Origin of the sequence: Kitasatospora sp. NBC_00039 (assembly GCF_045160625.1) — a bacterium.
Lineage (GTDB): Bacteria > Actinomycetota > Actinomycetes > Streptomycetales > Streptomycetaceae > Kitasatospora.
The window spans coordinates 6,089,207-6,105,944 of record NZ_CP108289.1 but is presented as its reverse complement, the minus strand read 5'-3'; the positions used below and the strand labels follow the sequence as shown (position 1 = coordinate 6,105,944).

General features: G+C 72.7%; 15 protein-coding genes and 3 tRNA genes. 6 read left to right on the top strand and 12 right to left on the bottom strand.

Translation table 11 applies throughout. The features are described 5' to 3' along the window. Positions 1 to 117 precede the first annotated feature (117 nt). A complete protein-coding gene (locus tag OG286_RS27135; RefSeq protein WP_405359722.1) occupies positions 118 to 1,647 on the top strand; it encodes an LCP family protein in 1,530 nt (509 codons plus the stop codon). A gap of 137 nt (positions 1,648 to 1,784) precedes the next feature. On the opposite strand, the gene OG286_RS27130 is transcribed toward OG286_RS27135, so the two are convergent. The 8 genes from OG286_RS27130 to mqnE all read right to left on the bottom strand — a co-directional run bounded on the left by OG286_RS27130 (position 1,785) and on the right by mqnE (position 10,204). Further along, complete coding sequence (locus OG286_RS27130) at positions 1,785 to 2,708, bottom strand: 1-aminocyclopropane-1-carboxylate deaminase/D-cysteine desulfhydrase (RefSeq protein WP_396319626.1); 924 nt, start codon at positions 2,706 to 2,708, stop codon at positions 1,785 to 1,787. A 198-nt stretch (positions 2,709 to 2,906) separates the two neighbouring features. Beyond that, on the bottom strand, positions 2,907 to 3,947 hold the full coding sequence (locus tag OG286_RS27125) for a methyltransferase (protein ID WP_396319627.1): 1,041 nt from the start codon (positions 3,945 to 3,947) through the stop codon (positions 2,907 to 2,909). 152 nt (positions 3,948 to 4,099) lie between these two features. Then, the gene (locus OG286_RS27120) at positions 4,100 to 5,017 is read right to left on the bottom strand and encodes an oxygenase MpaB family protein (RefSeq protein ID WP_405359724.1); all 918 of its coding nucleotides are present in this window, start codon (positions 5,015 to 5,017) and stop codon (positions 4,100 to 4,102) included. Next, positions 5,014 to 6,471, bottom strand: a complete 1,458-nt coding sequence (locus tag OG286_RS27115) for an MFS transporter (RefSeq protein ID WP_396319629.1) — start codon at positions 6,469 to 6,471, stop codon at positions 5,014 to 5,016. The genes OG286_RS27120 and OG286_RS27115 overlap by 4 nt, the downstream gene beginning before the upstream one ends. 84 nt (positions 6,472 to 6,555) lie before the next feature. Beyond that, positions 6,556 to 7,764, bottom strand: coding sequence for a cyclic dehypoxanthinyl futalosine synthase (gene mqnC / locus OG286_RS27110; RefSeq protein ID WP_405359726.1), 1,209 nt, complete (start codon positions 7,762 to 7,764; stop codon positions 6,556 to 6,558). Between the two features lie 16 nt (positions 7,765 to 7,780). Further along, positions 7,781 to 8,698 carry a menaquinone biosynthetic enzyme MqnA/MqnD family protein gene (locus OG286_RS27105; protein WP_396326180.1) on the bottom strand — a complete coding sequence of 306 codons (918 nt, stop codon included), beginning with the start codon at positions 8,696 to 8,698 and terminating at the stop codon, positions 7,781 to 7,783. Continuing rightward, the gene (locus OG286_RS27100; RefSeq protein WP_396326179.1) at positions 8,695 to 8,997 is read right to left on the bottom strand and encodes a ferredoxin; all 303 of its coding nucleotides are present in this window, start codon (positions 8,995 to 8,997) and stop codon (positions 8,695 to 8,697) included. Before OG286_RS27100 ends, OG286_RS27105 begins: the two co-directional genes overlap by 4 nt. A 43-nt stretch (positions 8,998 to 9,040) precedes the next feature. After that, positions 9,041 to 10,204: an aminofutalosine synthase MqnE gene (gene mqnE, locus OG286_RS27095; protein ID WP_405359729.1), complete on the bottom strand. Its 1,164-nt coding sequence runs from the start codon at positions 10,202 to 10,204 to the stop codon at positions 9,041 to 9,043. 163 nt (positions 10,205 to 10,367) lie between these two features. On the opposite strand from mqnE, the gene OG286_RS27090 reads away from it, so the two are divergent. Beyond that, positions 10,368 to 11,252 carry a 1,4-dihydroxy-6-naphthoate synthase gene (locus OG286_RS27090; RefSeq protein WP_396323277.1) on the top strand — a complete coding sequence of 295 codons (885 nt, stop codon included), beginning with the start codon at positions 10,368 to 10,370 and terminating at the stop codon, positions 11,250 to 11,252. A gap of 35 nt (positions 11,253 to 11,287) precedes the next feature. Here OG286_RS27090 and OG286_RS27085 read toward each other — a convergent pair whose 3' ends face one another. Together OG286_RS27085 and OG286_RS27080 are read right to left on the bottom strand one after the other, a co-directional pair. Continuing rightward, positions 11,288 to 11,644, bottom strand: coding sequence for a LuxR C-terminal-related transcriptional regulator (locus OG286_RS27085; protein WP_396323276.1), 357 nt, complete (start codon positions 11,642 to 11,644; stop codon positions 11,288 to 11,290). A 547-nt stretch (positions 11,645 to 12,191) separates the two neighbouring features. Then, positions 12,192 to 12,265, bottom strand: a tRNA-Ile gene (locus OG286_RS27080). Between the two features lie 191 nt (positions 12,266 to 12,456). On the opposite strand from OG286_RS27080, the gene OG286_RS27075 reads away from it, so the two are divergent. Then, complete coding sequence (locus tag OG286_RS27075; protein WP_396323275.1) at positions 12,457 to 13,320, top strand: trypsin-like serine peptidase; 864 nt, start codon at positions 12,457 to 12,459, stop codon at positions 13,318 to 13,320. 162 nt (positions 13,321 to 13,482) lie between these two features. After that, the gene (locus OG286_RS27070) at positions 13,483 to 14,232 is read left to right on the top strand and encodes a trypsin-like serine peptidase (protein ID WP_396323274.1); all 750 of its coding nucleotides are present in this window, start codon (positions 13,483 to 13,485) and stop codon (positions 14,230 to 14,232) included. A gap of 154 nt (positions 14,233 to 14,386) precedes the next feature. Here the strand turns inward: OG286_RS27070 and OG286_RS27065 are convergent. Continuing rightward, positions 14,387 to 14,459 (bottom strand) — tRNA-Asn (locus OG286_RS27065). A 63-nt stretch (positions 14,460 to 14,522) separates the two neighbouring features. Beyond that, positions 14,523 to 14,595, bottom strand: a tRNA-Asn gene (locus OG286_RS27060). Positions 14,596 to 14,839: 244 nt separating this feature from the next. Between OG286_RS27060 and OG286_RS27055 the strand changes: the two genes are divergently transcribed. Further along, a complete protein-coding gene (locus OG286_RS27055; RefSeq protein WP_396323273.1) occupies positions 14,840 to 15,133 on the top strand; it encodes a hypothetical protein in 294 nt (97 codons plus the stop codon). A 107-nt stretch (positions 15,134 to 15,240) separates the two neighbouring features. Continuing rightward, positions 15,241 to 16,674 (top strand): FGGY family carbohydrate kinase, encoded by a 1,434-nt coding sequence (locus OG286_RS27050; RefSeq protein WP_396323272.1) that lies wholly within the window; start codon positions 15,241 to 15,243, stop codon positions 16,672 to 16,674. Positions 16,675 to 16,738: the final 64 nt, after the last annotated feature.

Genomic DNA, 16,738 nt, shown 5'->3' with positions numbered 1-16,738 from the left:
CGGCCATCGGATGTAACCGAACACTCCCCCGAAGCGTCTAACGTTCGAGATTCGCACCGGCCTGCCCATGAGCCGGTGCGTGCAGGGAACGACACCAGAAGACGGGGGGCCGGGGGGATGAGCAGCAGCTCGCGCCGGCGGCGCATCGTACGGACCGCCGTGGGCCTCGCCGCCGTTCTCGTGCTGTCGGTGGCGGGGGCCGGCGCCTGGTTCTACCACCGGCTGGACAGCAACATCACCACCTTCGACGCGGGCGGTGTCGCCACCGAACGGCCGCCGGCCCCCGTCCCGGTCACGCCCGGCGCCTCGGTGCCGGTCAACGTCCTGGTCCTCGGCTCGGACACCCGCAACGACGGCAACGCCGACCTCGGCGGCGGCGAGGAGGGTGTCGGCCACTCGGACACCGCGGTGCTGCTGCACATCTACGCCGACCACAAGCACGCCGTCGGCGTCTCCATACCCCGCGACGCGCTGGTGACCGTCCCGTCGTGCCGGCTGCCGAACGGCGGCTGGACATCGCCCAGGACGAACCAGATGTTCAACTCGGCGTTCACCATAGGCGAGTTCCCCAAGGGGAACCCGGCCTGCACGCAGAACACCGTCGAGACGCTGACCGGCCTGCGGATCGACCACACCATCGTGGTCGACTTCAAGGGCGTCGCCGCGATGACCGAGGCCGTCAACGGCGTGGACGCCTGCGTCCCCAACGACGTGAACTCGCACAACATCCACCTCAAGAAGGGCATGCAGAAGCTCTCCGGGCAGCCCGCGGTGGACTACCTGCGGGCCCGGTACGGAATCGGCGACAACTCCGACATCGGCCGGATGAAGCGCCAGCAGGCGTTCCTCTCCTCGATGATCAGGAAGGTCCAGGGCCTCGGCTTCTCGCTGCCGACCCTGCTCCCGCTGGCCGACGCGGCCACCCGCTCGCTGACCGTGGACGAGGGCCTGGGCACCGCGATGAAGCTGGTGGACTTCGCCCAGTCGCTGCAGAGCATCAAGCTCTCCGACATCACCTTCGTCACCACCCCCTGGCGCTACTCCGGCGAACGGGTCGCCTTGGTCCACCCGGACGTCGACACCCTCTGGAAGCTGCTGCGCGAGGACCGCACGCTGGACGGGCAGAGCACCGGCCAGGTCGGCGACGCCTCGTCCGCCCCCGCCCCGGCCACGCCCACCTCCGCCGTCTCGCCCACCCCGCTCTCGCCCGAGCAGACGGCCGCACCGATCACCGTGGTCAACGGTGTCGGCACCCCCGGGCTGGCCGGCAAGGGCGCGGAGGCGGTCCGCGCCAAGGGCTTCCGGAACGTCGCCCTGGGCCCCACCAACGGCGGCCGGCTGCAGACCGAGATCGCGTACGACCCGGCGCTGAAGGCCGTCGCCGACCAGCTGGCACCGCTCTTCCCCGGGGCCCGACTGGTCGAGGAGGCGGGCTCCGAGGGGATCACCGTCACGCTGGGCCGCGACTACCACCCGACGCCGGCCACCGGGCTCGACGCCGCCGACGCCCCGGCCGGCCCGACGGCCGCCGCCACGACCCGCCCCGCACCCGGCGCCACCCCCACCCCGAGCGGCGTGCCCACCGGCATCGCCGAGAACAGCCGCGGGGCCGACACCGACCCCTGCGCCGACCTGACCTTCGGCTAGGGGCTTGTCCGACGATTCGCGTCGCATCAGCGCATTGTCAGACAGGCCCTTGGTCCCGGGCGGCCGGTCGCCGCGCGGCGCCCGGTCGGGCCCGGCCGGACAGGACAGGACACAGGGCGTGCCCGGCAGGCGCGCTCTCAGGCCGCTTCCGGCGGGTCCGGCAGACCGGTGACGACCGCGGTCAGCCGGGTGCCCGCCGGAAAGGCCCCGGCCCCGGCCAGCTCGTACAGGGCGGCCAGCAGCTTGGCGACGTAGCGGCGCTCCAGGGCGATGCCGTGGCGCTGCTCGAACCCCTCGGCGAAGGCGGCCAGCCCGGGCGGCACCCGGCCGTAGCCGCCGCCGTGGTGGTCGTGGTCGATCCGCCAGTTGCCGAACTCCCGCCCGAAGGCGTCCCGGTGCAGCCGGGCGACCTCGCCCTCCAGGTAGCCGGCGCCTCCGCGCAGCACCGCCACCCCGAGCGCCCGCGCGCCCGGCGGCAGGCCGGCCGCGATTCCGGCCAGGGTGCCGCCCGTGCCGACCGGGCAGCAGACCACGTCCCGCCCGCCGAGGTCGGGCAGCTCCGCCGGGACGGCCGCCGCCCCGGTCGCCGCCAGGGCGTTGGAGCCGCCCTCCGGCAGCACCAGGCAGGGCCCCCAGCGCCGCTGCAGCTCGGCCGCGACGGCGTCCTCCGCCCCGCACCGGCCGGCCGTCTCCCGGTACGCCGTCCGGGAGAGGAACTCCAGCCGCATGCCGGCCGCCTCGGCCTCCCGCAGCGACCAGTTGCGCGGGGCATCGGCCAGTTCCTCGCCGCGGACCAGCCCGACGCTCTCCAGCCCGAGCGCGCCGGCCGCCACCGCGACCGCGCGCAGATGGGTGGAGTAGGCACCGCCGAAGGTCAGCAGCCTGGTCTGCCCCTGCTCGACCGCCGCCGCCAGGTTGGGCCCGAGCTTGCGCCACTTGTTGCCCGGCACCGCCGGGTGCAGCAGGTCGTCCCGCTTGAGGCGCAGCTCCACCCCGGCCCGGGCCAACACCTCGTCGGTGCAGTCCACCAGCGGAGTCGGCAGCAGTGCGGGTTCGAGCATCGGGCCAGGATACGGAGGCGGGGCGCCGCGCCGGGGCGCCGGGTGCGCCGGGCGGAGCCGCCCGAGACGTCGACGTGCCCCTCGGGGAACGCCACCGCCCCGGCGGCGCTCGCGAGCCCTGGACCGCCGAGGGCGCGCGGTCGGAGGGCTGCGGAGGGCCGCCGGGTCAGTGGCGTGCCGCCTGCGCGCCGGACAGGCCTAGGCCCGCTTGCGGCCGCAGATCACCACGGTGTCCGCGCCGAGCGCCACCCGCCCGGTGGGCTCGATGCCGGCCTCGGCGAACCACTGCTCGTACTCCCGGCCGGTGTAGACCATTCCCTCGCCGGAGGCGATGGTGTGGAAGTACGCCGAGAGGTAGGCCGCCCGGTCGGGCCCGGTCTCCTCGTCGTTCTGGTAGGGCGTCACCACGAAGATCCCCCCGCCGGGGGCGAGGGCGCGGGAAGCCTTCGCCAGCAGGGCCCGGATCCGGTCGGCGGACCAGATTTCGAGGAAGTGCGCGAAGAGCAGCGAGTCGCACCCGGCCGGGAACTCGTCCTTGAACACGTCGAGGCTCACCGCGTTCACCCGGTCGGCCAGCCCGAGCTTCTGGATCGTGGCGTTGGCACTGGCCGCGACCGAGGGCAGGTCGGCGATGGTGACCCGCAGCCCGGGCCAGCGCTCCACCAGGTTCGAGGCGTTGATGGCGGTGCCGCCGCCGATGTCGAGCAGATGGGTGTACCCGGAGAGGTCGAGCTTCTCCTTGAGTTCCTCGCCGACCAGCCGGCTCACCGAGGCCATCATGGTGTGGAAGGTCGACTCCAGCTCCGGATGGTCGGCCAGCCGCTCGTACATGGTCGGCGCCGTGCCCGGGATCTCCCGCTGCAGGCCGATGTTGGTGTCGGCCTTCAGCGCCTCGGGGAACCAGGACATCGCCCGGTAGATGCCCTGCTGCTCCCACGGGATGAAGGCGGCGGGCGACTCGTCGAGGTTGTCGGCGAGCGGCTGGGTGAGCGGGGTGTTGTAGTAGCCGCCGTTCTCCCTGCGCAGCAGGCCCATGGTGGTGCAGCCGAGCAGCAGTATTCGGGTCGGCTGCTCCTTCAGGCCGACGCGGGCCGCGATGTCCGGCATCGCGATGCCCGGCTCCTGCTCGAGGATGGTGAAGAGGCCGAACTGGAAGGCCGCGCTGAGGAACTGGAATCGGTAGTGGGCCTTGTACAGCGGTCGGAGCTCGACCTCGATGGGCTTCGCGGTTGGTGCCATGTCCAAGCCTCCTGGGCAATCGGTGCGATGGTCGCGTTCACGGTGCGGCGCGCGGAGGGCCGGCGCCGGCATGTCGTCGTAGCCCGGGCGTCGGGCCCGGGAAGGGTCTGCGGGGATCGCCCCGGGGCGGAGGGTCCGGCCGCCCCCGGGTGCTATCCGCCGGAAGCCATCCGTTGCCGGACGGCCCGCTGGATCTCGGAGGGCCCGCAGGCCCACACCAGTACCCGTCCGATCGCGCGGGCGGCCGGGCGATCCCAGCCCGCTCGTACCAGGCCGGGCCGGCGGATCCCGAGTTCGGCCCTGGCCCACCTCGGCAGCAGGCCGATCGACCCGTTCATCAGCAGCCCGGTGGCCACCCGCTCGCGCGGGCTGCGGCCGAAGCCGCGCAGGAACCGGACGCAGTCGAGCGCGGCGGGGGTGGCCAGCAGCTCCGGGCGGATCCGCGCGAGGTACCGGTCCACCTCGGCGGCCGAGCGCGGCACCCCCGCCGCCCCCAGCCGCTCGCCGACGAGGGCGGCCTCCGCGTAGTAGCGGTCGCACTCCGCGGCCGACAGCGGCGTCGCCGAGAAGACCTGATGGCCCGCCAGGAAGCAGCTGACCTCCGCGGTGTGCACCCAGGTGAGCAGGTCCGGATCGTCCGCGCGGTACGGCCGTCCGTCCGGTGCCCTGCCGTGGATCCTCGGGTGGAGCCGCCGGACGTGCTCGATCGCCTCCCCGGCCGCCGCCGTCGAGCCGAAGGTGGTGGTGGTGACGAAGCGCGCCGTCCGGTTGAGCCGGCCGGTCGGGTCGGACCGGAAGTCGGAGTGCCCGTCCACCGCCGCCATGGCCAGCGGGTGCAGCGACTGGAGCAACAGGGCCGCGAAGCCGCCGGTGAGCATCCCGGCCGGGTGACCGTTGACGCGCCACACGACGCTCTGCGGACCGAACAGCCCGGGATCCCCGGCCGGCCGGTCGTACCGCTCCAGGTGCAGGTTCGGCCCGTGCACCGAGGCGTTGACCTCGGCCAGCAGCCGGGCGCGGAACGCGGCGAGCGGAGTCACCCGGCGGGCCTGCGGCGTCCGTCCGGTCATGGCGTCCGTGCGCCGCTCGGCGGCGTGACCCGGTCGAGGGGGCCCGGCGGGTCCTCGGTGGGCCGCTGGGCCGCCCGGCCCATGGTGAGGACGGCCAGCGCCAGCACCGCGAGCCCGCAGCCGGCCATGATCGCCCAGCCGAGGTGGCTGGCGGCCGGGAACCCGGTGGCGAACGGACCGGCGATCCGGGCGGTCGTGACCGAACCCAGCACGGCGACCCCCAGCGAGGCCCCCACCTGGCGACCGGTGGAGGTGACCGCTGCGGCCACCCCGGCCCGGGACGGCGGCATCCCGGAGACCGCCGCGTAGGTGATCGGGGCGTCGAGCATGCCGAAGCCGATGCCGAACGCCACGTAGGCGAGGGCCAGGAACCAGATCGGGGTGTCCGCCGTGAGCCCGGTCAGCAGCAGACCGCAGAGCGCGATCCCGCTCCCCGCCACCACCAGCGGCAGCCGAGGCCCGCGGGCACCGATCACCCGGCCCGCCAGCGGGCCGGAGACCAGTGTCATCGCCGCCATCGGCAGTGTCAGGAGCCCGGCGTGCAACGGGGAGTACCCCCGCACGTTCTGCAGATAGAGGGAGTTGAGGAAGAGGAAGCCGGCCAGTGCGGCGAAGCCGCAGACCGCCGAGGCGATGGCCCCGCTGAACGACACGCTGCGGAAGAACCGCAGGTCCAGCAACGGTTCCGGGCGCCGCCGCTCGTGCCGCACCAGGGCCGCCGCCGCCAGGACGGTGGTGGCGAAGCAGCCGACGATCGGCCACGAACCCCAGCCCTGGCGTGCCCCCTCGATGATCCCGAAGATCAGCGCCGCCAGCAGGGTGATCACCAGCAGCTGCCCGCCGGGGTCGAGCCGGCGCGGGTGCGGCGCCTTGGACTCGGGGACGAACAGCGCGGTCAGGACCAGGGCGAGGACGCCGAACGGGATGTTGATCCAGAAGATCGACCGCCAGCCCGCCAGATCGACCAGCGCGCCGCCCACCACCGGGCCGAAGGCCAGGCTCATTCCGGCCACGCCGCCCCAGATCCCGATCGCCCTGGCCCGTTCCCGCAGGTCCGTGAAGGTGTTGGTGATGATCGACATGGCGACCGGGTTGAGCATCGCACCGCCGACCGCCTGCAGCATCCGGAACCCGACCAGCGTCCCGGTGTCCGGCGCCAGGCCGCAGAGCAACGAAGCGAGGCTGAACAGCAGCAGGCCGGTCTGGAAGGTGCGCCGCCTGCCGAACCGGTCGGCCATCGAGCCGGAGAGCATCAGCAGACTCGCGAGCACCACCGTGTAGGCGTCCACCGTCCACTGCAGGCCCGTGGCCGTGGCGTCCAGATCGTGCTGGATGGCGGGAAGGGCCAGATTCACGACCGTCGTGTCCAGGCCCACCATGAACAGACTCAGACAACACACCGCGAGGGTCAGCCACTTGAGTCGGTTCTGCGGCACTGAAGGCACATCCGTCATTATGCCCTCCATGCATATGACATGGTAGGGCGACCGATTGACGCATCGTCACTTTCCCAACCCCTCCCGCCCGTGGCCCATCGCTCAGCGCGTCCCGAGCAGCTTCAGCTCGGGGTGGGCGGTGCCGCCCTCGATCGCGGTGGAGGCGATGTGCGAGGCGACCCGCGGGTCGACCGGGTCGTCGGCCGGATCGTCCAGCACCCGCAGGTGCTCGTACGTCGTCGAGCGCTGCGCCGGGACACGGTCCGCGGCCCGGATCAGGTGGATCAGCTCGGTCAGGTTCGACCGGTGCCTCGCACCGGCCATCGACACCACGTTCTCCTCCAGCATGACCGAACCCAGGTCGTCCGCCCCGTAGTGCAACGACAGCTGGCCGGCCTCCTTGCCGGTGGTCAGCCACGAACCCTGGATGTGGGCCACGTTGTCGAGGAACAGCCGCGCGATCGCGATCATCCGCAGGTACTCGAACACCGTCGCCTGGGTCGAACCCTTCAGATGGTTGTTCTGCGGCTGGTAGGTGTACGGGATGAACGCCCGGAAACCACCCGTACGGTCCTGCACGTCACGGATCATCCGCAGGTGCTCGATCCGCTCGGCGTTGGTCTCACCGGTACCCATCAGCATCGTGGACGTCGACTCCACACCCAGACCGTGCGCGACCTCCATGATCTCCAGCCACCGCTCACCGGACTCCTTCAACGGCGCGATCGCCTTGCGCGGCCGCTCCGGCAGCAACTCCGCACCCGCACCCGCGAACGAGTCCAGACCCGCCCGGTGGATCCGGGTGACGGCCTCCTCGACCGACACCCCCGAGATCCGCGACATGTGCTCGACCTCGGACGCACCGAGCGAGTGGATCACCAACTGCGGGAACTCCGCCTTGATCGCCGAGAACGCCCGCTCGTAGTACTCCACGCCGTAGTCCGGGTGGTGCCCACCCTGGAACATGACCTGCGTACCACCCAGCTCGACCGTCTCCGCACAACGACGCAGGATCTCGTCGAGATCACGGGACCAGCCCTTGTCACTCTTCGGCGCCACATAGAACGCGCAGAACTTGCACGCCGTCACACAGACGTTCGTGTAGTTGATGTTCCGCTCGATGATGTACGTCGCGATGTGCTCCGTCCCCGCGTACCGACGCCGGCGCACCGCGTCCGCAGCCGAACCCAGCGCGTGCAACGGCGCCGAACGGTACAGCTCCAACGCCTCCTCCGGCGTGATCCGGCCACCACCGGCGGCCCGGTCGAGCACGGCCTGCAGACCAGGGTGTTCCTCTTCGAGCTTCGACACGTCGCCGCCCTCTCCTTCAGTTCGTCGGCTTGTTGCTGGTCACGTCCGGCTGTACTGGTCGGCTCCCCCGTGCGCTGGTGTCCAGCAGCCGCACCCGGACGCCCTCCGGGAAGCCCGCGCCGGCGTCGCCGCCGACCCGGCGGGCGAACTCCGCGATGCCGGCGAGCTGGCGTTCGCCGAGGCCGTAGTCGAGCGCCGAGGTGAAGTAGCGCTTCAGCGTGGGGGCGTCCAGGTCCTCCCAGCGGGCGGCCCGCTCGCACACCAGGTCCATCTCGTCCAGGGCCAGATCGCGTGCGGCCAGCAGCGCCCGGTGGACCTGGTGCACGGTCCCGGGCTCCCTGGCCAGGAAGTCGCGGCGGGCCGCGAACACCGCGAAGACGAACGGGAGCCCCGTCCAGTCCCGCCAGATCTCCCCCAGGTCGTGCACCTCCAGCCCCTGCCGGGGGGCCTGGAGCAGCGAGGCCCGCAGCGCGGGGTCGCCGATCACCACGGCCGCGGAGGCCTCGGAGAGCATGGTCGCCAGGTCGGGCGGACGGACGAAGTAGTTCGGCTTGACGCCCACCAGATCGGAGAGCACCAGCCGGGCCAGCCGCACGGAGGTGCGGCTGGTGGAGCAGAGCGCGACGGGGGCGCCGTCCAGCTCGGCCAGCGGTACCTCGCTCACGATCAGGCAGGACATCACCGGCCCGTCGCTGCCGATCGCGATGTCCGGGAGGGCGACCAGGTCGTCGGCGTTGCGGAGGAACTCCACCAGGCTGATCGGGCCGATGTCGAGGTCGCCACGGGCCAGTGCGGCGCTCAGGTGGTCCGGCGTGCCGAAGGTCAGGTCGAGGTCGAGCAGGTCGCCGGTCCTGGCCAGCCCCCAGAGCAGGGGGAGGCAGTTGAGGAACCGGATGTGGCCGGTCCTCGGCCGCTGCCGGGCACGCCCGGTCACGCGTCCGGCCCGTACACCTCGACCCGGTCGCTGCGGCGGCGTACGTGGATGCAGTCCCCGGGACAGTCCCGCACCGAGTCCACCACGTCCCGCAGCAGTGGCAGCGGCAGGGTCACCGCCTCCTCCGGCTGCTGGCACAGCTCGTCGTCCTCGTCCTTCACATAGGCGAGGCCGTCGATGTCCAGCTCGAAGATCTCCGGCGCGTACTGGACGCAGATCCCGTCCCCGGTGCAGAGGCCCTGGTCGATCCAGACCTCCAGTTCCTCGTCGTGCGGCTCGTCGTGGGTCTTCGTGGGCATGGCTGGAACCTGCCGATCGTCGTCGGGGTGGGGGCCGTCGAGGTCAGAGGCGCATGGCCTGCGGGGTCTCCCGGCGCGTCAGGTCCGGGCCGTCGTACTCGCGGATGACCTCGTAGCGGGTGTTGCGCTCCACCGGGCGGAATCCGGCGTCCCGGATCAGGCCCAGCAGGTCGTCCCGGCCGAGCTTGTTCGGGGTGCCGAAGTTGTCCGCGTCATGGGTGATCTTGTACTCGACCACCGAGCCGTCCATGTCGTCCGCACCGTGGCTCAACGCCAGCTGCGCCGTCGTGACACCGTGCATCACCCAGAACACCTTGACGTGCGGCACGTTGTCGAAGAGCAGCCGGGAGACCGCGAAGGTCTTCAACGCCTCCGCACCCGTGGCCATCTCGGTGCGCGCCATCAGCCTGTTCCGCACGACGCCGTCCTTGGAGTCGTGGAAGTCGTGCTGGTAGCGCAGCGGGATGAAGACCTGGAACCCGCCCGTCTCGTCCTGCAGCTCCCGCAGCCGCAGCACGTGGTCCACCCGGTGCCGGGGCTCCTCGATGTGGCCGTACAGCATCGTCGACGGCGTCTTGAGGCCCTTGCCGTGCGCGAGCCGGTGGATCCGCGACCAGTCCTCCCAGTGGGTGTCGTGGTCCACGATGTGCTGACGGACCTCCCAGTCGAAGATCTCCGCACCGCCACCGGTCAGCGACTCCAGCCCGGCATCGATCAGCTCGTCCAGGATCTCGTCCGCCGGCAGACCGCTGATCTTCTCGAACCAGTGGATCTCGGTCGCGGTGAACGCCTTCAACGAGACGTTCGGCAGCGCCGCCTTCAGCTCCCGCAACGACCGCGGGTAGTAACGCCACGGCAGGGTCGGGTGCAGACCGTTGACGATGTGCAGCTCCGTCAGGGAGTCCACCTCCATCGCCTTGGCCAGACGCACGGCCTCCTCGATGCGCATCGTGTACGCATCCTTCTCGCCCGGCTTGCGCTGGAACGAGCAGTACGCACAGGACGCGTTGCACACGTTCGTCATGTTGAGGTGACGGTTCACGTTGAAGTGGACGACATCGCCGTTCTTCCGCGTCCGCACATGGTGGGCCAGACCACCCAGCCAGGCCAGGTCATCGCTCTCGTAGAGCGCGATCCCGTCCTCCCGGGTCAGCCGCTCACCCGCGTAGACCTTCGCCTCCAGCTCGCGCTTCAGCCCTGCGTCCAATGCCAGAACCCCCTAGGTCGGTGCCCGTGAGGCACGGTGCGCCCCCATCCTGGCGAGGTCTTTCCAGGGAAATCCCCAGACCGCAGCCGCTTCCCTGGAGGGGTGGGCCCGGCCGCGGCCCGCCGGCCCGACGCGCCGTCGTCCGACAAGGAAGGGTGAGCCGGTGCCACCGCTCTCCATCGCGTACTCGCCCTGCCCCAACGACACCTTCGTCTTCCACGCCTGGACGCACGGCCTGCTCCCCGGCGCGCCCGCCCTCGAGGTCCGGATCGCGGACATCGACGTCACCAACGGGCTCGCCGAGCAGGGCTCGCTGGACGTCCTGAAGATCTCCTACGCCGCCCTTCCGTACGTCCTCGACGAGTACGCGCTGCTGCCCAGCGGCGGCGCGCTCGGGCGTGGCTGCGGGCCGCTGGTCCTGGTCAGGGACGCGGCCGAGCCGGCCTCACTGGTGGGACGCAGGGTCGCCGTGCCGAGCAGCCGGTCGACGGCGTACCTGCTGTTCCGGCTCTGGGCGGCCACGGCCGTGTCGCCCGCACCGCCCGGCAGCCCGGGCGGCATCGGTGAGGTCGTGGTGCTGCCGTTCCACGAGATCATGCCGGCGGTCCGGGACGGCCTGGTGGACGCGGGGCTGGTCATCCACGAGGCGCGGTTCACCTACCACGAGTACGGCCTGCGCAGCCTCGCCGACCTGGGCGAGGTCTGGGAGCGGGAGACCGGGCTGCCGATCCCCCTCGGCGCGATCGTGGCCAGGCGGAGCCTGGGCGAACAGGCCCTCGGCGTCCTCGCCCGGGCAGCCGCCGACTCGGTGCGGTACGCCTGGGACAACCCGCAGGCCTCCCGGCCGTACGTGCTCCGGCACGCCCAGGAGATGGCGCCGCATGTGGTGGACCAGCACATCGGCCTCTACGTGAACGGGCACACCGCCGCGATCGGGGACGAGGGCTACGCGGCGGTCCGCGGCCTGCTCGGCCGGGCCGCGGTCGCCGGCCTCGCCCCCGCGGTCGCTCCCGGCGCCCTCGACTTCCCGGTCCGGATCGGCCGCTGAGCCGCCGGACGGGAGGCCCGGCAACACGGACGGCCCTACAACGACGCCCGCCCGGCGGCCTCGTCCGGCTCACGGCGGGCGGCACCCCCGTCGTCCTCGATGAACCGGGGCAGGACCCGGGGCGGCCACGTCCCCTCCGCGAGAATCCCGAGGAAGTGGGCGCGGGCGACCAGCGAGGCCCGGTTGGAGGCCCGCAGCAGGCGCAGCATCCGGCCGACCCGGTACTCGATGCCCTGGCGGCTGAGGTAGAGCTGGGTGGCCAGCTGGAGGTTGGAGTGGCCGCGGGCTATCCCCTCCAGGATCCGCACGTCGACCGGGCAGAGCACGGTCCGGCTGCGCGGGGAGGACTGACGGCGGGAGGCTGCCTGCTCGGAGCGGGACGTCATGGACATGGTCCTTTCCTCCCCTCACTCATCGCCGGGAGACCCGTGCCGGGTGCGCCCTCGATGAACGAGGTACCTGGCTGGACGAGGTACGGGAGGAGCCTAGGCAGGGCAGCGGCCGAATCCGCCGTCCGCTGCAGGAAGCTGCCATCCGACGGGTCCCGGGTACGGCGTTACGGCCGGACCCTGCCACCGCGGCCGTCCGGCGGTCCCGACCCGTCCGCGGGGAAGCCCGCCCCGCACGGACGGGCACCGGCGTCGTCCTCACCAGGGACGGTCCCCGACGGGGCACCACCGCGTCGCGAACGTGCGTTTGAGGAGCCGGCGATCGTCGGCGGCCTGCGGTCAGGAAGCGGTCCGCTCGCGCCGGGAGGCCCGCCAGAGCTGCCACAACTCGGCTCTCCCGCGCCATGTCGCCGGGTGTCCACTAGGAGGGTGAATCTCGGGGTGTTGAGGCGGATTCCGACCGGCCTTGCCACTAGAGTGCCGCGTGGGCCTCGGGCATGTGTGCAGGCCGGCCCGACCTTCCATCGGACGATCTGTCACGTGTTCGAGGTGGGGCGGGTGGGACTCGAACCCACGACCAAGGGATTATGAGTCCCCTGCTCTAACCGGCTGAGCTACCGCCCCGGTTCGCCGCGCGCACCGGTCACCCGGTCGCGGCAGCAGCAGACGGCCCCGCAAGGCCGTCCCGGGCAGCATAGCCGGTCGATCACCCCTGGTGCGCGCCGGGGGCGCACATGGGTGCGCACGGAAGCACGCCTCCCCACGCGGAGCAGTTCCGGTGGCGGGCCCACGGCGGCAGCGGGGAGCCTGGGCCGATGACGGTACGTGAGCTGGTGGCGGCCGGCGCCGCGCTGGCACTCCTGGCCGCGGCGGGCTGCACCACCGCGGCGGGCCCCGGCGGCGCCGGCCCGACGATGCGTTCGCACCCCGCCTCGGCCGCCGGCACGACCTCCGCCTCCACCGACAGCCACGGCTGGAGCCCGGAACGGCTGCGCGGCGCGCTCGGCCGGCAGACGGGCGTCACCCGCACCGCCAAGCCCACCGTGCTCAACGGCCTGGTCGGGGCCGTCTTCACCCGGAACGCGGACGGCGACCACTTCTGCACCGCCAGCGTGGTCGACAGCGCCGGGCTCAACCTGATCGTCACCGCCGCGCACTGCGTGTGGGACCCACAGCTCGGACAGCGCAGCGACCTCGTCTTCGTTCCCGGCTACCGGGACGGCGACACCCCGAGCGGCGTCTGGCCGCTGCTGGCGGTCACCGTCGACCAGGCCTGGAAGGACGACGCCGACCCGGACGTCGACGTCGCCTTCGCGGTGGTCCGGCCGCAGAACGGGCAGCAGGTGCAGCAGGTGCTCGGCGCCAACCGGCTGGGCGTCAACCGCGGCTACCGGCTGCCGGTGAAGGTCACCGGTTACCCGGGCACCAGCGAGGTGCCGATCACCTGCAGCAACACCACCTCCGAGCAGAGCCCCACCCAGCTGCGGATCGACTGTCCGGACTACACCGGAGGCACCAGCGGCAGCCCCTGGGTGACCGACTTCGACGCGGACACCCGCACCGGCACCGTGGTCGGCGTGATCGGCGGCTACCAGGAGGGCGGCGACTCGCCCGACACCTCGTACAGCAGCTACTTCGGGGACAAGGTCCAGGCCCTGTACGACCGCGCCACCGGCTGACCGTGCCGTGCCGGGCCCGGCACGGCACGGCGCCGTCCGCCCCAAAGGGAAACCGCCGGGCTCGGAGGTTGGCGCCGCCGGGCGAGGACTGGTAGATCTTCCTCACGAAAGGCGGTCCGCACGACCCGCAGGGGCCGCCCCCGAGGACGAGACGGAGCCCCGATGGCCCCCCGCCCGGTACGGCCCGGCCGCGCGGCCCAGGCGGTCGCGCTGGCGGCCCTGCTGCTCACCTCCGGCACCGCCTGCGGCAGCGGGGACAAGAAGCCGCCGACCGCCTCGGTGGCGCCGCAGAGCCCGACGGGCGACCGGATCGGCACCCTCTCGATCCACACCGCCCAGGGGCCGCGGGCCTGCACGGCGAGCGTGGTGCACAGCCCGCGGCGGAATCTGCTGGTGACCGCCGCGCACTGCGTGCAGAGCCGCCGGATCGGCCTGCTGGACGGCCTGGTGTTCACCCCCGGCTACCGCAACGGTTACTCCCCGTACGGGAGTTGGCCGGTGCAGGCGGTCACCGTCGATCCGCGTTGGGCGGCCGACGACGACCCCGAGTACGACGTGGCGTTCATCACCCTCCGGCCGGTGGACGGCCGGGAGATCGAGGATGCCGTCGGCGGGAACCCGCTCGGCACCGGCCAGGGCTTCGGCCTCACCGTCTCGGTGACCGGCTACCCCAACGAGCGCGACGAGCCGATCACCTGCGCGGTCCGGACCAGCCCGCAGGGCCCCACCCAGGAACGCTTCGACTGCGGCGGCTACACCAACGGCACCAGCGGCAGCCCGTGGATCACCACGACCGGCAACGTGATCGGCGTGATCGGCGGCTACCAGGAGGGCGGCGAGAGCCCGGGCACCTCGTACAGCATCACCTTCGACAACCGGGTCGCCGAGCTGTACCGCCGGGCCACCGACTGACGTCCGCCCCGGCCGGGCGGCGTGGGCAGAGCGACACCGGCGTGAGCAGGGCACCGGCGTGAGCAGGGCACCGGCGTGAGCAGCACAACACGAAGGCCCCCCGGTCGACCGGGGGGCCTTCGCTCTGAGCAGTCACCGGGCGCACCCGGTGAAGCTCCCGCATTTGGACTCGAACCAAAAACCTGCCGGTTAACAGCCGGCTGCTCTGCCAATTGAGCTATGCGGGATCGCGGTGGACAAGCGTCGCACCACGGGCAGGACGGCAGCCCCCGAGAGGACCGCCACCTGAGCTCCCCCAATTGGACTCGAACCAATAACCTGCCGATTAACAGTCGGCTGCTCTGCCAATTGAGCTATGGGGGATCGGGCTTCCGCTTCGGCCCCCGGTCTCCCGGGCTCCTCGGCGCTCGCTGCGGGACATACATTAGCGCACTCGGGGGGGTGGTCCGCCAATCGCTTTCCCCGGCCGCCCCGGCGCCCCCGCCCGGCGTGCCCGGCGCGCGCCCGGCACAGCGCACGGGGATGCTGGGGGCACGGACGGTTCGCCGCCCCGAAGGACGGGTAGGGCAATGCGGCAGAGGCCGCCAGGAGAGGGTGGAATCCGATCATGTGGAAGCTGTCGTTGATCGTCGGACTCGCGGCGGGCTACGTGCTGGGCTCGCGGGCCGGACGCCAGCGGTACGAACAGATCGCCAGGGTCACCCGGCAGGTCGCCCAGAACCCCAAGGTGCAGACCGCCGCCGACAAGGCCAAGCAGCAGGCCGGCGCCGCCGCCGGGAAGGCGGCCGACGCCGTCGCGGGCAAGGTCGGGGACCGGCTGCCGAACGCGGTCACCGACCGGGTGTCGTACTTCAACCGCCCCCGGGTGGAGGACGACAGCTGGGGTACCTTCCGGCCGTGAGCGGGCGGTGACGGCCGGGCGTCCGCGACGGCTCCGGAGCGGTACCGAACGGGCAACACTTGCCCGGACGGACCGCGCCCGGACGCCCGCTGAGGCATGATCTCGACATGGCCATCGTCGCGGGGATAGACAGCTCGACCGGTCGCACCAGGATCGTCGCGTGCGACACCGAGACCGGCGCGGTGCTGCGGTCCGGCAAGGCCCCGCACCCCTCGCCGGAGAGCCAGGACACCCGGGCCGGCGAGGCCGACCCGCAGATCTGGCTGCACTCGCTCGGCGACGCGGCCGCCGGCGGCCTGCTGGAGGGCGTCCGGGCAATCGGCGTCAGCGCGCAGCAGCACGGCATGATCGGCCTGGACGCCGGCGGCGTGCTGGTGCGGCCCGCGATCCTCTGGAACGACCCGCGCTCCAGCGGCGCCGCGGCCGCCCTCCTGGACGCGCTCGGCGGCCCGGCCGCCTGGACGGCCGCGATCGGCGCCGTCCCCGGCCCGACGTACACCATCGCCAAGCTGCGCTGGCTGGCCGAGTTCGAGCCGGCCAACGCCCGCCGGGTGGCCGAGGTGCTGCTGCCGCACGACTGGCTGGTCTGGCAGCTGCTGGGCCACCCCAAACGGCGTACCACCGACCGGGGCGACGCCTCCGGCACCGGCTACTGGTCGCCGATCACCGGCGAGTACCGGCAGGACCTGGTCGAGCTGGCGCTCGGGCACGAGCTGAAGCTGCCGCACGTGCTCGGTCCGGCCGAGCCCGCCGGACACACCCCCGAGGGCCTGCTGATCTCGGCCGGCACCGGCGACAACATGGCCGCCGCGCTCGGCCTCGGCCTCGAACCCGGCGACGCGGCGGTCTCGCTCGGCAGCTCCGGGACGATCTTCGCCGTGCACGAGCAGGCCGTGGTGGACGCCACCGGGCTGGTCTCCTCCTTCGCCGACGCCACCGGCCGCCACCTGCCGATGGTCGCCACCCTGAACGCCGCCCAGGTGCTCCGCTCCACCGCCGCCCTGCTCGGCCAGGACGTGGAGGGCCTGAGCGAGCTGGCCCTGCAGTCCTCCCCCGGCGCGTACGGGATGGTGCTGCTGCCCTACCTGGACGGCGAGCGGACGCCCGCGCTGCCGCACGCGGCCGGCACGCTGACCGGGATGCGGGCCGAGTCGATGACCCCCCAGCACCTGGCCCGGGCCGCCGTCGAGGGCATGCTCTGCAACCTCGCGGACGCGCTGGACGTGCTGCGGGCCCGGGGCGTCGAGGTGAGGCGCGTCTTCCTGCTCGGCGCGGCCGGACGGCTGCCGGCCGTCCGGCAGATCGCCCCGCTGCTGTTCGGCGTCCCCGTCGTGGTGCCGCCGCCCGGCGCCCACGCGGCGCGCGGCGCGGCCCGGCAGGCCGCCTGGGCGCTGGCCGGCACCCCCGAGCCGCCGCGCTGGGAGCTGCCGGAGACGGTCACCGTCACCCCGGACGCCGAACAGGACCTGCCGGTCGGCGCGGCGGTACGCCAGCAGTACCGGGCCGCCCGGGAGCAGATCCACCCGGAGACGGCCGGCTGAGACGGGCCGCGGGGTGGCGAGGGCGAGGCTCGTGAAAATGCGTCACCCCGCGCCCGGTGGCAGC